This is a genomic window from Microbispora cellulosiformans (assembly GCF_008728085.1).
Classification (GTDB): Bacteria; Actinomycetota; Actinomycetes; order Streptosporangiales; family Streptosporangiaceae; genus Microbispora; species Microbispora amethystogenes.
Map to the genome: position 1 here is coordinate 93,411 of NZ_VYTZ01000011.1, position 13,971 is coordinate 107,381.

13 protein-coding genes are annotated in these 13,971 nt (G+C 72.5%); 3 read left to right on the forward strand and 10 right to left on the reverse strand.

Going from position 1 to position 13,971, the window contains the following annotated elements; all coding sequences use genetic code 11:
- The first annotated feature begins 232 nt into the window (after window positions 1-232).
- The 3 genes from F5972_RS27245 (at window position 233) to F5972_RS27255 (ending at window position 5,073) form a co-directional block, all read left to right on the forward strand.
- Window positions 233-1,180 carry an RNA polymerase sigma-70 factor gene (locus F5972_RS27245; RefSeq protein ID WP_150937256.1) on the forward strand — a complete coding sequence of 316 codons (948 nt, stop codon included), beginning with the start codon at window positions 233-235 and terminating at the stop codon, window positions 1,178-1,180.
- Window positions 1,181-1,272: 92 nt separating this feature from the next.
- Window positions 1,273-2,466 carry an NAD(P)/FAD-dependent oxidoreductase gene (locus F5972_RS27250; protein ID WP_150937258.1) on the forward strand — a complete coding sequence of 398 codons (1,194 nt, stop codon included), beginning with the start codon at window positions 1,273-1,275 and terminating at the stop codon, window positions 2,464-2,466.
- A 372-nt stretch (window positions 2,467-2,838) separates the two neighbouring features.
- The gene (locus F5972_RS27255; protein ID WP_191910332.1) at window positions 2,839-5,073 is read left to right on the forward strand and encodes an ATP-binding protein; all 2,235 of its coding nucleotides are present in this window, start codon (window positions 2,839-2,841) and stop codon (window positions 5,071-5,073) included.
- Between the two features lie 19 nt (window positions 5,074-5,092).
- On the opposite strand, the gene F5972_RS27260 is transcribed toward F5972_RS27255, so the two are convergent.
- From F5972_RS27260 to F5972_RS27305, 10 genes are read right to left on the reverse strand one after another with little or no spacing between them, the layout of a single operon-like run.
- Complete coding sequence (locus F5972_RS27260) at window positions 5,093-5,860, reverse strand: ABC transporter permease (RefSeq protein WP_150937262.1); 768 nt, start codon at window positions 5,858-5,860, stop codon at window positions 5,093-5,095.
- A 36-nt stretch (window positions 5,861-5,896) separates the two neighbouring features.
- Window positions 5,897-6,847, reverse strand: coding sequence for an ATP-binding cassette domain-containing protein (locus F5972_RS27265; RefSeq protein WP_150937427.1), 951 nt, complete (start codon window positions 6,845-6,847; stop codon window positions 5,897-5,899).
- A gap of 23 nt (window positions 6,848-6,870) precedes the next feature.
- Window positions 6,871-7,242 carry a holo-ACP synthase gene (locus F5972_RS27270; RefSeq protein WP_150937265.1) on the reverse strand — a complete coding sequence of 124 codons (372 nt, stop codon included), beginning with the start codon at window positions 7,240-7,242 and terminating at the stop codon, window positions 6,871-6,873.
- Complete coding sequence (locus F5972_RS27275) at window positions 7,242-8,471, reverse strand: acyl-CoA dehydrogenase family protein (protein ID WP_225311940.1); 1,230 nt, start codon at window positions 8,469-8,471, stop codon at window positions 7,242-7,244. The genes F5972_RS27270 and F5972_RS27275 overlap by 1 nt, the downstream gene beginning before the upstream one ends.
- Window positions 8,464-9,048 carry a hypothetical protein gene (locus F5972_RS27280; RefSeq protein WP_150937267.1) on the reverse strand — a complete coding sequence of 195 codons (585 nt, stop codon included), beginning with the start codon at window positions 9,046-9,048 and terminating at the stop codon, window positions 8,464-8,466. The genes F5972_RS27275 and F5972_RS27280 overlap by 8 nt, the downstream gene beginning before the upstream one ends.
- Window positions 9,045-9,896, reverse strand: a complete 852-nt coding sequence (locus tag F5972_RS27285) for a hypothetical protein (protein ID WP_150937270.1) — start codon at window positions 9,894-9,896, stop codon at window positions 9,045-9,047. Before F5972_RS27285 ends, F5972_RS27280 begins: the two co-directional genes overlap by 4 nt.
- A gap of 9 nt (window positions 9,897-9,905) precedes the next feature.
- The gene (locus tag F5972_RS27290; protein WP_150937272.1) at window positions 9,906-10,178 is read right to left on the reverse strand and encodes an acyl carrier protein; all 273 of its coding nucleotides are present in this window, start codon (window positions 10,176-10,178) and stop codon (window positions 9,906-9,908) included.
- 31 nt (window positions 10,179-10,209) lie between these two features.
- Entirely contained in the window at window positions 10,210-11,532 is a 1,323-nt protein-coding gene (locus tag F5972_RS27295; protein ID WP_150937274.1) for a type III PLP-dependent enzyme, read from the reverse strand.
- Window positions 11,529-12,914 carry a preATP grasp domain-containing protein gene (locus F5972_RS27300; RefSeq protein ID WP_150937275.1) on the reverse strand — a complete coding sequence of 462 codons (1,386 nt, stop codon included), beginning with the start codon at window positions 12,912-12,914 and terminating at the stop codon, window positions 11,529-11,531. The genes F5972_RS27295 and F5972_RS27300 overlap by 4 nt, the downstream gene beginning before the upstream one ends.
- A 10-nt stretch (window positions 12,915-12,924) precedes the next feature.
- Window positions 12,925-13,872 (reverse strand): ketoacyl-ACP synthase III family protein, encoded by a 948-nt coding sequence (locus F5972_RS27305; protein WP_150937277.1) that lies wholly within the window; start codon window positions 13,870-13,872, stop codon window positions 12,925-12,927.
- Window positions 13,873-13,971: the final 99 nt, after the last annotated feature.

The window sequence follows — 13,971 nt, forward strand, 5'->3', positions numbered from 1 at the left end:
TTCGCAGGCAACGGGAAACGGTGCCACACCCCACCCATTGCCGATTGATTGAGTTGATTCTCACTCCCACGAGCCACTCGGACACCGCCAATCTGTATCTATGACATAGAGATCAGACCGACCACGATCCATGAATTGCACTATATTTATCTTCAATTGTGGCTAGGCCCAGAGGACGGTCCGGCCGCGGGCCCGGCGCAGGGGCGGCGGATCGGCGACCTAGGATCGGGGCATGCCCTTGACCGCGAGCGACGTCGACCGGTTCGAGGCGGCCAGGCCGCGCCTGGAGGCCATCGCCTACCGGCTCCTCGGGTCCGCCGGGGAGGCCGAGGACGCCGTACAGGAGACGTTCCTGCGCTGGCAGACCGCCGACGTCGGCCGCGTCGAGGTCCCTGAGGCCTGGCTGACGAAGGTGCTCACCAACCTGTGCCTCAACCTGCTCACCTCCGCGCGGGCGCGCCGCGAGACCTACGTGGGCCAGTGGCTGCCCGAGCCGCTGCTCGCCGGAGACCCGATGCTCGGCCCGGCCGACACCGCCGAGCAGCGCGAGTCGGTCTCGTACGCGGTCCTCACCCTCATGGAGCGCCTCTCCCCGAGCGAGCGGGCGGTGTACGTGCTACGGGAGGCCTTCGGCTACCCGCACCGGGAGATCGCCGAGATCCTCGACATCACCGAGGCCGCCAGCCAGCAGATCTCCCACCGCGCGAGGAAGCACGTCGCGGACGGCAGGGCCCGTGCCGAGATCGACCAGGCCGCCGCCCGGCGGGTCGTCGAGGAGTTCCTCGCGGCCGCCGCCAGCGGCCGGATCGAGCCACTCGTACGGCTGCTCACCGAGGACGCCGTCTCGATCGGCGACGGCGGCGGGAAGGTGCCCGCTCGCGCCAAGGCGTTCGAGGGTGCCGTCGCGGTCGCGAAGTTCCTCAGAGGTCTGTTCAAGCCCGGCGAGGCCAAGCGCGCCCTGGCCGGCGGCGCGCCCGGACTCTACGCGTCGACCGCCAACGGCGACCCTGCCGTCGTGGCCGTCGTGGACGGCCGGGTCGTCGGCGTCATGTGCCTGGAGGTCACCGCCGAGGGCATCGCCGCGTGCCGCAACCAGGTCAACCCCGACAAGCTCGAACGCGCCACGGCGCGCTGGGCGGCGGTCGCCGACCACGGGAAGCCGCTGGCCACCGCCTTCTGAGCACGGTGTGAGGCGCTTCACATCCCGCTCCTGTCAGCAAACGGCGCGCTGCCCGGTTCAAGGGCAAACGACCACACGACAGGAGCACGGGCATGCAGCACCGCATCGTCGTCCTCGGCGCCGGATACACCGGAGCCATCACCGCCGGACGCCTCGCGAAGCGGCTCCGCCGCGAGGACGTCGCCATCACCCTCGTCAACGCCGAGCCCGATTTCGTGGAACGCGTCCGCATGCACCAGCTGGCGACCGGCCAGCGCCTCAGGCCCCGGCCGCTCGGCGAGATGTTCGCGGGCACCGGCGTCGAAGTGAGGATCGCGAAGGTCACCGGCGTCGACGCCGACCGCAGGACCGTATCCGTCACCGGTGCGGACGGCGACGGAGAACTCGCCTACGACACGCTCGTCTACGCCCTCGGCAGCGGGTGGAACCCCCAGGGCGTGCCGGGAACCGCCGAGCACGCGTACGAGATCGCCGGCCGTCCCGGCGCGCTGCGGCTGCGCGAGCGCCTGGCCCGGCTCCGCGCCGGGCAGACCGTGGTCGTCGTCGGCGGGGGGCTCACCGGTGTCGAGGCCGCGACCGAGATCGCCGAGGCCCGCCCGGATCTCGGCGTCGCCATCGCCGCCCACGGCGGGCTCGGCGACTGGCTCTCGCCCAAGGGCCGCGAGCACCTGCGGAAGGTCTTCGCCAGGCTCGGCGTCACCGTCCACGAGCACGTCACCGTCGCCTCCGTCGAAGCCGACCGCGTCGTCACCGCCGACGGCACGGCCATCCCGGCCGACGTCACCGTGTGGGCCACCGGGTTCGCGGTCCACCCCATCGCGAAGGCGACCACCCTGAAGGTCGGCGACACCGGTCAGATCGTGGTCGACGGGACGCTGCGCTCGGTCTCGCACCCGGACGTGTACGCCGTCGGCGACGCGGCCTTGGCCATGGGCCCGGGAAACAAGCCGCTGCGGATGTCGTGCGCCTCGGGCACCCCGAGCGCCTGGCAGGCCGCCGACGCGATCGCGGCGCGCCTGACCGGCGGGAAGCTCCCCAACGTGCCGATCCGCTACTTCAACCAGTGCGTCTCGCTGGGCCGCAGGGACGGCCTGATCCAGGTCGTCACCGCCGACGACCGCGCCGTACGGGCGGCTCTGACCGGCCGGTTCGCCGCCTTCTACAAGGAACTGGTCTGCAAGGGCGCCGCCTGGGGCGTCGCCAACCCGACGCTCGGCCTGCCGGTCCGGCGCCGCCCCGTCACCCACAAGCAGGCGGCATCCTCGGCCGTAAGGGAACCGGCGTAAAGGGCCGTAAGCGACGGCCGCGTCCTCCACGGCGGTGACGAAACTCCGGAAATCGCCACCACAGAGCTCACCGCCGTGGATGACGCACGGTGATTCGGCGGGACCTTGGGTAACAACCCAAATCTATGACATAGCCGAAAACCATGAACATATCAGTCCGGAACTGGCACAAACGATGCCTATATGGCAATTGAGGCAATTAGTGCTTGAATAGTCGATAGATCGCGAGATGGCCTTCTCGTACACCGGCTGGACGCGGCATGGGGCCACATGATCGCTTGGGACGAGGTGTGCCGAGAGGGGGTCCAGAGGGCGACGTCCCGGAGGCACCGCGCGTCACGGCGGTCCGAGTTCGCCGCATCTGGGGTTTCGATGGAGAACGCGTCGTTCGGAGTCGCACTCCGGGATCTACGCAGGGAACGTGGCCTGTCGCTGGCGTCGCTTTCGGCGCTGACCCACTACAGCAAGGGCTACCTGAGCAGGATCGAGACGGGTGAACGGCCGCCGACGCCGCTGGTGGCCAGGCGGTGCGACGAGGTGCTCCGAGCCGAGGGAGCCCTCGCCGGGCTGGTGCCGGTGCGACGCCGGCACCAGGACGCGTTCCGGCGTCCGGCGCAGCTTCCGGCCGCTCCCCGCGCCTTCGCCGGCCGCGCGGACGCGCTCGCCGAACTCGACGACGCCCAGCGAGGTCATCAGACGGTGGTCGTCTCCGGCCCGGCCGGTGTGGGCAAGACGGCGACGGCGCTCTACTGGTCTCACCGCGCCGCCCGCCGGTTCCCCGACGGGTGCCTGTTCGCGGATCTGCGCGGCTTCGATCCGACCGGCGCTCCCGCCGACCCCGGTGAGGTGCTCGCCCGGTTCCTCCGCGACCTCGGCTGCTCCCCCGCGTCCGTCCCGGCCGGGCTGGAGCCGCGCGCGGCCCGGCTGCGCACGCTGCTGGACGGCAGGCGCATACTGATCGTCGTCGACAACGCGGCGACGGCCGACCAGGTACGCCCGCTGATCCCGGGCTCGGCCGGGTGCCGCCTGGTGGTGACCAGCCGCAGCCGGTTGTCCGGCCTGGTCGCCAGGGACGGCGCCGCGCGCCTCGTGCTCTCGCCGCTGCCGGAGTACGAGGCGCTGACCCAGCTCGGGCAGGCCATCGGCGGCCGGCGCGTCGCGGAGGAGCCCGAGGCCGCGGCGGAGATCGCCAGGAGGTGTGGTTATCTTCCGCTGGCGCTGCGCATCGCGGCCGAACGGGCGCAGGCGCGGCCGTCGGTGCGGCTGGCGGCCCTCGCCACCGAGCTGGCGGTCACCCGCGAGCGGTTGAACCTGCTGGCCACCACCGAGGACGAGGCGACCACGGTCCGTTCGGTGTTCTCCTGGTCCTACCGCGCGCTGCCGCCGGACGCCGCCCGCATGTTCCGGCTGCTCGGCCTGCACCGCGGCGCGGATCTCGGCGTTCCGGCGGCCGCCGCGCTGGCCGGGACCGGCTGCTCCCAGGCGCAGCGCCTGCTGGAGGCGCTGGCCGCCGTCCACCTGCTGGAGGAGGTCTCCTCCGGGCGCTACCGCTTCCACGACCTGGTCGGGCTGTACGCCGCCGAGTGCGCCGAGGCCGACGAACCCGCGGAGGAGCGGTCCGCGGCCGTACGCCGGCTGCTCGGCTGGTATCTGCACGCCGCCGACGCCGCCGGTCGCCGGATCGATCCCCTGCGTCGCCGCGCCCGGTTCGACCCGCCCGACGGGCGGCCGGTCGCGTTCGCCGGCTATGCCGAGGCGCTCGACTGGTTCGACGCCGAGCGCGCCAATCTGGCCGCCGTCGTACGACACGCCGCCGAGGCCGGCCACAGCGCCCTCGCCTGGCGCCTGGCCGACGCCGGGGGGAGCTACTTCGTCCTGCGCAAGCCGTGGGCCGAATGGGTCTCGGCGTACCAGGCCGGTCTGACCGCCGCTCGGGACGGCAACGACGAAGCGGGTGAGGCCTGGATGCTGGACGGCCTCGCCGCGGTCCACCGTGACCTGGGCAGTCTCGACGAGGCACTGGAGAACTGCGAGCGGGCGCTCGTGATCTGGCGCCGCGTGGGCGACCGGGCGGCCGAGTGCGCCTGCCTCAACGATCTCGGCGACATCTGCCGCACGCTGGGCCGTACGGCGACCGCGCTCGCCCGGCTGCGCGAGGCCCTCGCCCTGAGCCGTGAGATCGGCGGCGCGCGCGAGACCGCCACCGCGCTCGGCCGCATCGGCGAGACCTATCTGTGGACGGGTCAGATCGACCAGGCGCTCCGGTTCCTCTCCGACGCGCTCGCCGTGTTCACCAAGCTCGGCGACCGGAACGGCGAGGCGCGCGTGCTCGACACCATGGGCGTGGCCTACCAGACCCTCCGATGCGGAGACCAGGCCGTCGATCTCCTGCGCGCCGCGCTCCGGGTGCGGCGTGAGATCGGCGACCGGCACGGCGCGGCGACCACGCTGCTCCACCTCGGCGAGGTCTACCGCGACGTCCGTGCGGAGGCCCCCGCCCGGATGGCGCTCCGCGAGGCGCTCACGATCTGCGAGGAGTCGGACGATCCCCTCGTCGGCCGGTTGCGGGAACTGCTGGGCGACCGACGCGGGGACGCGCTGCCGTGACGCCCGCCCGCGGAGGGCGTCACGCGTGCCTTCGGGAGAAGAGGCGGGCGCCGAGCACCAGGCAGACCACGGCGGTGACGACCGCGACTGCGGCGCCCGTCACCACGACCGAGCCGGTGTAGTCGCCGTACAGGGCGGTGCGCATGCCGTCCACGATGTATCGGAACGGCGTGAGCCGGGAGATGACGTCGAGCCACTGGGGCGCGAGGGTCATCGGCAGCAGGATCCCGGAGAGGAGCAGCAGCGGGATGGCCGCCACGTTCAGCAGGGGCGTGAACGACTCCTCGCTGCGCACGAGCAGGCCGAGCCCGTGCGACAGGGCGGAGAGCCCCACCGCGATGGCCGCGACGAAGAGGAACATCAGGAGGAGGCCGACCAGCGGCGCCCGCAGGCCGAAGGCGTACGCCACGGTGAGCAGGACCACCGTCTGGACGAGCAGGACCACGGTGTCCCGCATGACCCGGCCGGCGAGCAGGGCGAAACGGCTCACCGGGGTGACCCGCATCCGCTCGAACACCCCCGAGCGCAGGTCGGCGATGATGGACAGACCGGCGAACAGGGGGCCGAACAGGCCGAGCTGGATCAGCAGGCCGGGCACGAAGAACCGCCACGCCGCACCGGCCGGCAGGCCGTCGACCCCGGCCCCGGCCACGCTGACCAGCAGCGGGCCGAGGAAGGCCAGGTAGAGCGCCGGCTGGAACAGGCCGATGATCGGCCACGCCGGGGAACGCAGCGACAGCCGCATCTGCCGGGCGAAGATCAGCGAACTATCGGATATGAGGGACATGCACGCTCCTCCAGGGTCGGGGCCGCCGCGCCGGGATCACGAGTGGTTCTCGTTCAGCGAGGATCCGGTCAAGGCGAGGAAGACGTCGTCCAGCGTCGGCCGGGCGATGTTGACGGACCGAAGGTCGAGGTCGGCCTGGTCCGCCGCGCGCATCAGCCAGACGAGCGCCTGCTCGCCGCCGCGCGCGGTCAGCCGTACGGTCTGGCCGGAGACGGCGATCTCGTCCAGGCCGGGGCACTCGGCGAGCACCGCCTTCGCGCGGTCGGCGTCGCCGCCGAGGGTCAGGCTGACCACGTCGCCGGAGATCCGGCGCTTGAGGGCGTCGGGGGTGCCCTCCGCGATGACCCGCCCGTGGTTCATCACCAGGATCCGGTCGCACAGCGTGTCGGCCTCGTCGAGGTAGTGCGTGGTCAGGAAGACCGTGGTGCCGAGCTCGTCGCGCAGGCGGCGGATGTGCGTCCACAGATCGCTGCGGCTCTGCGGGTCCAGCCCCACGGACGGCTCGTCCAGGAAGACCAGCCGCGGCTCGTGGACGAGCCCGAGGGCGATGTCGGTCCGCCGCCGCTGGCCGCCCGACAGCGTACGGATCGGCCGGTCCGCGAGGCCGGTCAGGTCGAGACGCTCGCAGAGTTCGGCGGCGCGGCGCTCCGCGTCCCGCTTGCCGATCCCGTAGAGCCGCGCCTGCAGGATCAGTTCCTCGGCCACCCGGCAGTTGCCGTCGGTGCCGCCGGCCTGCGCCACGTAGCCGATGCGGCGGCGGACGCCGGCGGGGTCGGCGTCCACGTCGACGCCGGCGACGGTCGCCCGGCCCGAGGTGGGCTTGAGCATCGTCGTCAGGATGCGCAGGGTGGTGGTCTTCCCGGCGCCGTTCGGCCCGAGGAATCCGATGATCTCGCCGGGACTGACCTCGAAGTCGACGCCCCGGACGGCCTCGACCGTCCTGCCTCCGACGGTGAACGTGTGGGTCAGCCCGGTGGCCTGGATGATGGGCACGGCCGCTCCTGATGTGCTCATGACCAGGCCGCCGCGACCGCGACGACCAGGTCACCCTTGTGTGTGATCGAGACGTCGACGCCCCGGACTCCGGCGGCGTCGGCGGCCGTGCGGGCGGCGCCCTCCAGCGTGACCTCGGGAGCTCCGGAGGAGGCGCGGGCGACCACGATCTCGCGCGGCGCGACGCCCTGGAACAGGCCCATCCGGAACACCTTGAGCACGGCCTCCTTGGCGGCGAACCGGCCGGCCAGGAACTCTCTGCCACGCTCCTCCGACAGGCCCTCGGCCGCCGCGAGCTCGGCGGGGGCGAACGCGTAGTCGTCGAACCAGCGGCGCGCGCGCAACCGCTCCAGCTCGCCGATGGACATCAGGTCGACACCGACACGCATCAGACCACCCCTTCGGCCACACGGCCGGGGCGGACGTCCCGGTCTCGCGATGTGAAATAGTCGTCTCGCAACAGCCCCTGGAAGACGCCGCGGCGGTGGATGTTGCCGGTGCCCTCCATGAACTCGAAGGCCCGCACGTCCCGGTACGCCTTGTCCAGCCAGGGGTGCTCGACCAGCGACGCCGGGCCGAGCAGCCGGGCGGCCAGCAGGGTGGCGTCCTCGGCGAGGCGGGCGGCGCGCATCTTGACGCCGCTGACCCGGAAGGTGTTGGGCGAACCGGCGTCGATCTCCGCCGCGACGTCGCGGAGGAGGCGGCGCAGCCGGTTCAGCCGGTCGATCATGCCGTCGACCTCGGCGCGGCCGGCGCTCGCGAGCGCGGGGCGCTGCTCCAGCACGTAGTCGCAGGCCGCCCGGCCGACGCCCAGGGCGAAGGCGGCGACGCTGGGCCGGAACCACAGCATCGCCTGCAGCGCTCCCTGCAGCCCGCGCCGGCTGCGCGGCCGGTGACGGCCGAGCACCCGCTCGGGCGGGATGCGCATCCCGTCGAAGCGCAACCGGCTGATCCGCGCGCCGCGGAGCCCGATGATCGGGAGCGTCTCGGCGTGGAAGCCGGGGTCGCCGGTGTCCACCATGACCGCCTCGATGCCCCACGGTCCCGTGGCCCGGCGGCAGAACACCACGCCGACCCGCGCGTGGGCGCCGTTGCCGATGTACATCTTCTCGCCGCTCAGCACCCAGCCCTCGCCCGAGGGGTCGGCGTCGAGGCGGGCCGTGAGCTCGGTCGCCGCCGAGCCCTTCTCCGGTTCGGTGAGCGCGAAGAAGGCCCAGGTGGGCCAGTCGGAGGTCCGGCCGAAGAACCAGTCCTGCTGCGCCTCGTCGGCGAGGGCCCGCAGGACCACCGTCGACAGGGCGGGCCCCGGGCTGGCCAGCGTCATGCCCGGATCGCCGTACGCGAGCCACTCCGCCGCGAGGACCCACTCGGCGCACGAGGCCTCCGCGGGCACGAAGGACGGCAGGACGTCGTCGTGCCGGGCGTACCGCGCCGGGGTGAGCATGTGCTGCTGGAGCCGTACGGCGGGCAGGTGGAGGAACCGGTGGACGGCGTCCGGGTCGGCGTCGAGCGCCAGCCCCGGTTCGCGCAGCTCCCGCGCGGCCTCCCGGAAGTACTGTTCGAGCGCGTCCATCCGCTCGCCGCGCGTGTCCAGGGCGTACGTCGCGCTCTCAGGCATGGTGGTCCTCCACGCGGTGGTCCGGGCCGGGCTGGAGGTAGACGTTGCCCGCCACCTCGGCCAGGTAGAGGTCGGCGCCCGGCCCCTCGGCGAGCATGCTGTAACCGCCGAGGAGGCGGAGCAGGACCCGGCCGGTGCAGGTCAGGCGCTGGTGGCGGGCCCAGCGGACGTCGCGGCCGGCCTCCTCCTCCGGTTCCGCCGCCTCCTCCTGCAACTCCATCGCGACGTCGGCCAGGTCGGCCTGGAGCTGTGGCCGAGAAAGCAGGCTGGTGCCCTCGCTGACCCGTTCGCCCAGGCGGGTGATCGTGTGCGCCAGCGTCCGGCGGAGCACCGTGTGCTGCAGCGCGAGCAGCCCCTCGGCGAACCGGGCGGCCGTCGCGTCGTCGCGGGCGCTGCCGGCGGACGCGGGCACGCACGCGAGCCCGAAGCGGCCGAACCGCCCCGCCCCGGCCACGCCCAGCGCCTCCGCCGAGGCGAGGACGCTTCCGGACGGCGACGCGACGAACCCGCCGGACGTCACGTCGGCGTGCAGGGCGTCGAGCAGGGACGGGTAACTTCCGAGAACTGCTGTGGTCATCGGCGCTCTCCCCCGGTGACGGCCTCGCGGCGGGTGAACGTGGCGACGTGGCTGATCCCGGTCCGCGGATCGGTGTCGCCGAGCACGACCGTCCGGTAGGCGGCGCCCCATTCGGCGTGGTGCCTGGCGAACTCCAGCCAGACCCCCGTGCAGTAGGAGCCGGGCGGCGCCTGGTGAGCCTTCGGCCCGGCCGGGCCCGTGTCGGCGGCCTCGGCCCACGACCCGGTCACCACCAGCCGCTCCCCGGGATCGGACCCCTCCGGCAGCCCGGGCGGCTCGTCGAGCAGGACGGCGAGGTCCCGGCCCGGCCCCGCCGAGGCGAGCCCGGCCAGCTCCCAGCCGCCCGCGGCGCCGAGCACCAGCAGCACCGCCGAGTCGACCAGGTCGCCGTCCTGGACGAACGGCTCCGGGTAGGGGTACGTCGTCTGCTCGACGACCACCACGGCGGCGCTGTGGCAGCGGCCCGACCGCAGATAGGCGCCGGCGATCCGCAGCGCTGTGAACGGCGCGCCGAGCCCCTGCTCGGAGACCGCGAAACTCATGGACCGGTCACCGAGCACGTGACCGAGGTGCGCCGCCAGGGTCTTCTCCGGCGCGTGCGGGTCGGGCAGCGCGTAGGCGACGATCAGCAGGTCCGGGCCGGGCAGCGGGCCGGGGGCCGCCCGCAGCACCCCCTCGGCGAGCTCCAGGAAGGTCGCGTTGCTCCCGCCCGCCGCGAACGACGTGTCGAAACGCATCCCGTACGGAGCGAGCACGCCCTCGTTGAACTCGGCGATGTCGGGTTCGAAGTGGCACGGACGGGTGGCGTGCGGCACGTAGGCGACCGCGGTCTCCAGTGACAGGGCCATGGCCGTGCGTCAGCCGGCGTTGCCGGTGGGGACCAGGTCCACGAGCCCCTGGAGGTAGTCGGCCAGCGTGCCGATGGTGCGGAAGCTGTCCATGTCGAGACCCTCGGGGTCGATCTCGACGTCCATCGTGTCCTCGACCGCCATGAGCAGTTCGAGGATCGACGTGGAGTCGAGCTGGAGGTCGTCGAACAGCCGGGTGTCCTCCGTCACGCCGGGCACATCCCGCTGGAGCACCTCGCCGACGGCCCGGACGACGGCTGTCACGATCTCGGATCGGTTCATTACCCGTTTTCCCTTCTCGATGTGGAACTGGTCACTGCGCGACAGGCTGCGCTACAGGGTGGGCGGCCGGCTGGTCGACCGGCTGGACGGCCGGGCTCGGCCGGTCGACGAGGATCTGCCTGCCGAGCAGGTCCTCGACGGTGTCGCGGTGCCGGACGAGATGCGCGGTGCCGCCGGAGACGAGGACCTCCGCCGGATATCCGTGGCTGAGGAACAGCACCGGGGACGACGTGGGACCGTACGCGCCCGAGCGCTCGACCCCGATCAGGTCGCCGGGCCGCACCTCGGGCAGGGCCACCTTGCGGCCGAGCACGTCGTCGGGGGTGCAGAGCGGGCCGGTGATGGTGTATCGGCGGTCGGCGAGCTCCCCGGAGCGGTCGATCGACCGGATGGGGAAGTTGCGCTTGACGAAGCTGCCCACCCCGACGGCGGCCATGTGGTGGTTCATCCCGCCGTCGGTGACGACGAACCACTCCCCCTTCGACTGCTTCACGTACCGCGCCCGGACGACGTACGTGCCGCAGCGGCCCGCGAGGTAGCGGCCGAGCTCCATGATCACCCGGCAGCCCGGGTGTTCCGCCGCGAACTCCCCGACGACCGCGTTGACGCCCTCGGTCAGCCGGTCGAGATCGAGGTCCTTCTCGTTCTCGAAGTACGCGATGCCGAGACCCCCGCCGATGTCGACGGTCTCGAGCGGGAAGCCGAGCGTCGCGCTCAGCTCGCGCGCGGCGGCGAGGATGCCGGCGGTGTTCTGGACGACGCCGTCCTCGTCGAGGATGCGGGTGCCCATGTAGGCGTGGATCCCGGTGACGCGCACGTTGCGCAGCGCGCGCAGCGACGACGCGCTCTCCAGCAGCAGTTCGTGGTCGATGCCGAACTGCCGGGGCTTGCCGCCCATCGACAGGCGGGCGCCCTTGGTGGTGAACGCCGGGTTGACCCGCAGCAGGGCGCGGGTCCCCGGTCCGCTGAGCCGGTCGAGCGCGGCCAGCTCCTCGAGCGACTCGCAGACGACGGCCGCGATCCCGCCCTCCAGGCAGGCCCGCAGTTCGCCCTCGGACTTGCCCGGCCCGAGGAAGATGACGTCGTCGGGCGCCGCGCCGGCCCACCGCGCCGTGGCGAGCTCCGCCATCGAGGACACCTCGAGGCCGGCGCCGAGCGACCGCATGACGGAGCAGACGCTGACGTTCGGGTTGGCCTTGGCCGAGTAGAAGATGTCGACGGCGGGGTGGAGGCGCCGCCGGAGCTCCGTGTAGGAGTCGGCCAGCACATCGGCGTCGTAGATGTACAGGGGCGTGCCGAACCGCTCGGCGAGATCGGCGATCGGAATGCCCTGCACGGCGAACGCGTCGGTCATGAGTCCTCCCTGGGCTGGATCACGCCGGCGAGCGCGGCCCGTACGGCCCCGTCGAGCGCGGTCAGCCGGTCGTGGTCAGGAGCGGTGAGCAGGGTGTAGAGCCGGCCCTGGTGCGGCGTGCCGTCACCGGTGCCGGTGTTGCCGGCGCCGATGTTCACCGTGCCGAAGCAGGTGACGATCACCCGGCCGCCGGACGCCGGGAACAGCAGCGGGCCGAGGACCCGGCGCAGGTCGTCGAAGACGAGCGGCGCCGCGGACCGCACCGGGTAGTGCCGGGCGAGGGCGACGTGACCGGGGGTGAGGAAGCGCTCGGTCAGACCACCCTGGTAGGTCGACATGTTGAACCTGGCGTTGATCTCCAGGACGGGGTAGACCCGCTCGTCGTCCGCGACGATGGCGTCGATGCCCGCCACCCCGAAGAACCCGTCGGCGGCCAGCCGGCCGCCCACCTCCTCGGCGGCGCGGCGCAGCAGCGCATGCTGGTCGTCGCTCAGCTCGGCGGGCATGAGGTGCCCCTGGTGGACGCCGCGCTCGGTCAGCGCCTGCTTGACGAAGTCGAGCCGCACGCCGCCGCGGCGGTCGATGGTGATCTGGTAGTTGAGGTCGGCGCGCTTGGGGATCCAGTGCTCGACCACCAGCGCGACGCGGTCGTGGCCGGTACGGGCCGCGCGCCGTTCCAGGAGGCGCACCAGCCGGTCGGCCTTCGCCGCGGTGTCGAGCACCACGAGTCCCTTGCCGGAGACGCCGTACGCGTCCTTGACCACCACCGGTCCCGGGAGGCCGGCGGCCTGGGCGAGCGCGTGCCGCAGCTCGCCGAGCGTCTCGCAGCACCACCCGGGCACCGGGGGCAGCCCGAGCTCCTCGGTGACGCGCCGGCTGTAGATCTTGCTGTTCACCCGCTCGAAGGTCGCGGCGTCCGGCACGGCCAGCGGCACCTGGGCGGAGACCGCCAGCTTCTCCTCGAACTCCGAGGTCCCCATCGGGATGAGCCGGGCGCCCCGGCGGCCGAGGGCGCTCAGCCGGTCGAGCGCCTGCGGCGAGCTCAGCAGGTCCTCCGCGGTCGACCTGTCCCCGGTCGTCGTCTCCGGCACGAGCACGGCCGGGAGGCCGATCCCGAGATCCTCACCGAGGTAGCGGAGATATCCCTGGTCGGGCGCGTTCTTGACGAGGATGACGTCGCCGGGCCCGGCGAGCAGGAGGCCGAGCTCCTCCATCCGCAGGACCACCTCCGTCGGCGCCGCCGCCGGAGCGGGCAGCCCGACGTGGTGCCGCGCCCACTGGGTCTCCACCTCGAAGTTGCACAGGAAGGCCAGCGGCGTGGCCGGATCCCCGGTCAGCGCGGTCTTCAGCCGCCGCAGGTAGTCGGTGCTCTCACGTGTCACAGCGTTGCCCCTATCCGCCGATCACCATCGCGGCGTACGTCGCGCCCAGGCCGACGGCGGCGAGCAGGTAGACGCCGTCGTCGCGCAGCCGGCCCTCGTCACGCATGCTGGCGAGATTGATGAATGGGTCCGATCCGAAACAGTGGCCGAGCCGGGGAACATTGTCGAGATAAATTCGCTCGACCCCGAAACCCAGTTCCCGGATTACGCTCCGCCACGACGAGTTGTTCACGTTGTGCGGCACGATCATCGTTATCTCCTCCGGCCGCAGGCCCGCCTCGTGAACGGCCTGGCGGAGAATCCCGACAACGGTCGGCGTGTAGGAGGTGAAGAAATCCGCGAGCACGTCGGGCTGCGGCCGGTAAAGCTGCGCGAACTCACCGCGCGTCCGCACCGCGTACGACCGGATGCGCCGGCCCGCGCCGCCGACGCCGACCAGGCAGGCGGCCGACCCCTCCCCCATCAGCGTCGTGTTGGCGATCACCGAGAAGATCCGCGAGGTCGGTTTCTCACCGGTCACGACGAGGGCACGCGCGTCCGTGTCGCCGTCCGCCGACAGAAGCTGTACGGCGACGTCGACGGCGGCGAGCCCGCTCGCGCAGTTCTGCTGGGTGACCGCGAACGCCTCGGCCTTGGGCAGGTCGAGCCTGCGGCAGAGCTCCTGGGCGGTGCTGACGTGCGCGGGAGCGACGTCCGGAGCGGTGTGCGCGTAGATCAGGTAGCGGATCCGGTCCCGGTCGGCCGCGGTGGGGACGAGCGCCCGGGCCGGCGTGCTCAGCAGGTCGAGCAGGTCGAGGTCGGGGTCCATGGGCAGCCGTGCCAGGCCGTGGACGCGCTGGAACAGCCGGAGCTGGTGCCGGTTGATCCCCATCCGGTCGGCCACCTCCTCGATGGCGACCGACCGGCGCGGTACGAAACCCTGCACCGCCTCAATGGCCGGGACGGGGGCGGTGGGCATGACACGTGCCTCCACATGCGTGCATCGGATTCAAACGAGGCACACGCTAGGCCGAGCCGTCCTCGATGGATATTGGGGTTTTCCCTACCATCGCCCGCC

Bases quoted from the DNA above. Each gene is read 5' to 3' on its own strand.
- F5972_RS27260 (WP_150937262.1), bottom strand. From the start codon at position 5,860: ATGTCCCTCATATCCGATAGTTCGCTGATCTTCGCCCGGCAGATGCGG.
- F5972_RS27305 (WP_150937277.1), bottom strand. From the start codon at position 13,872: ATGCCCACCGCCCCCGTCCCGGCCATTGAGGCGGTGCAGGGTTTCGTA.
- F5972_RS27280 (WP_150937267.1), bottom strand. From the start codon at position 9,048: ATGACCACAGCAGTTCTCGGAAGTTACCCGTCCCTGCTCGACGCCCTG.
- F5972_RS27270 (WP_150937265.1), bottom strand. From the start codon at position 7,242: ATGCGTGTCGGTGTCGACCTGATGTCCATCGGCGAGCTGGAGCGGTTG.
- F5972_RS27275 (WP_225311940.1), bottom strand. From the start codon at position 8,471: ATGCCTGAGAGCGCGACGTACGCCCTGGACACGCGCGGCGAGCGGATG.
- F5972_RS27245 (WP_150937256.1), top strand. From the start codon at position 233: ATGCCCTTGACCGCGAGCGACGTCGACCGGTTCGAGGCGGCCAGGCCG.
- F5972_RS27255 (WP_191910332.1), top strand. From the start codon at position 2,839: ATGGAGAACGCGTCGTTCGGAGTCGCACTCCGGGATCTACGCAGGGAA.
- F5972_RS27285 (WP_150937270.1), bottom strand. From the start codon at position 9,896: ATGGCCCTGTCACTGGAGACCGCGGTCGCCTACGTGCCGCACGCCACC.
- F5972_RS27290 (WP_150937272.1), bottom strand. From the start codon at position 10,178: ATGAACCGATCCGAGATCGTGACAGCCGTCGTCCGGGCCGTCGGCGAG.
- F5972_RS27250 (WP_150937258.1), top strand. From the start codon at position 1,273: ATGCAGCACCGCATCGTCGTCCTCGGCGCCGGATACACCGGAGCCATC.
- F5972_RS27295 (WP_150937274.1), bottom strand. From the start codon at position 11,532: ATGACCGACGCGTTCGCCGTGCAGGGCATTCCGATCGCCGATCTCGCC.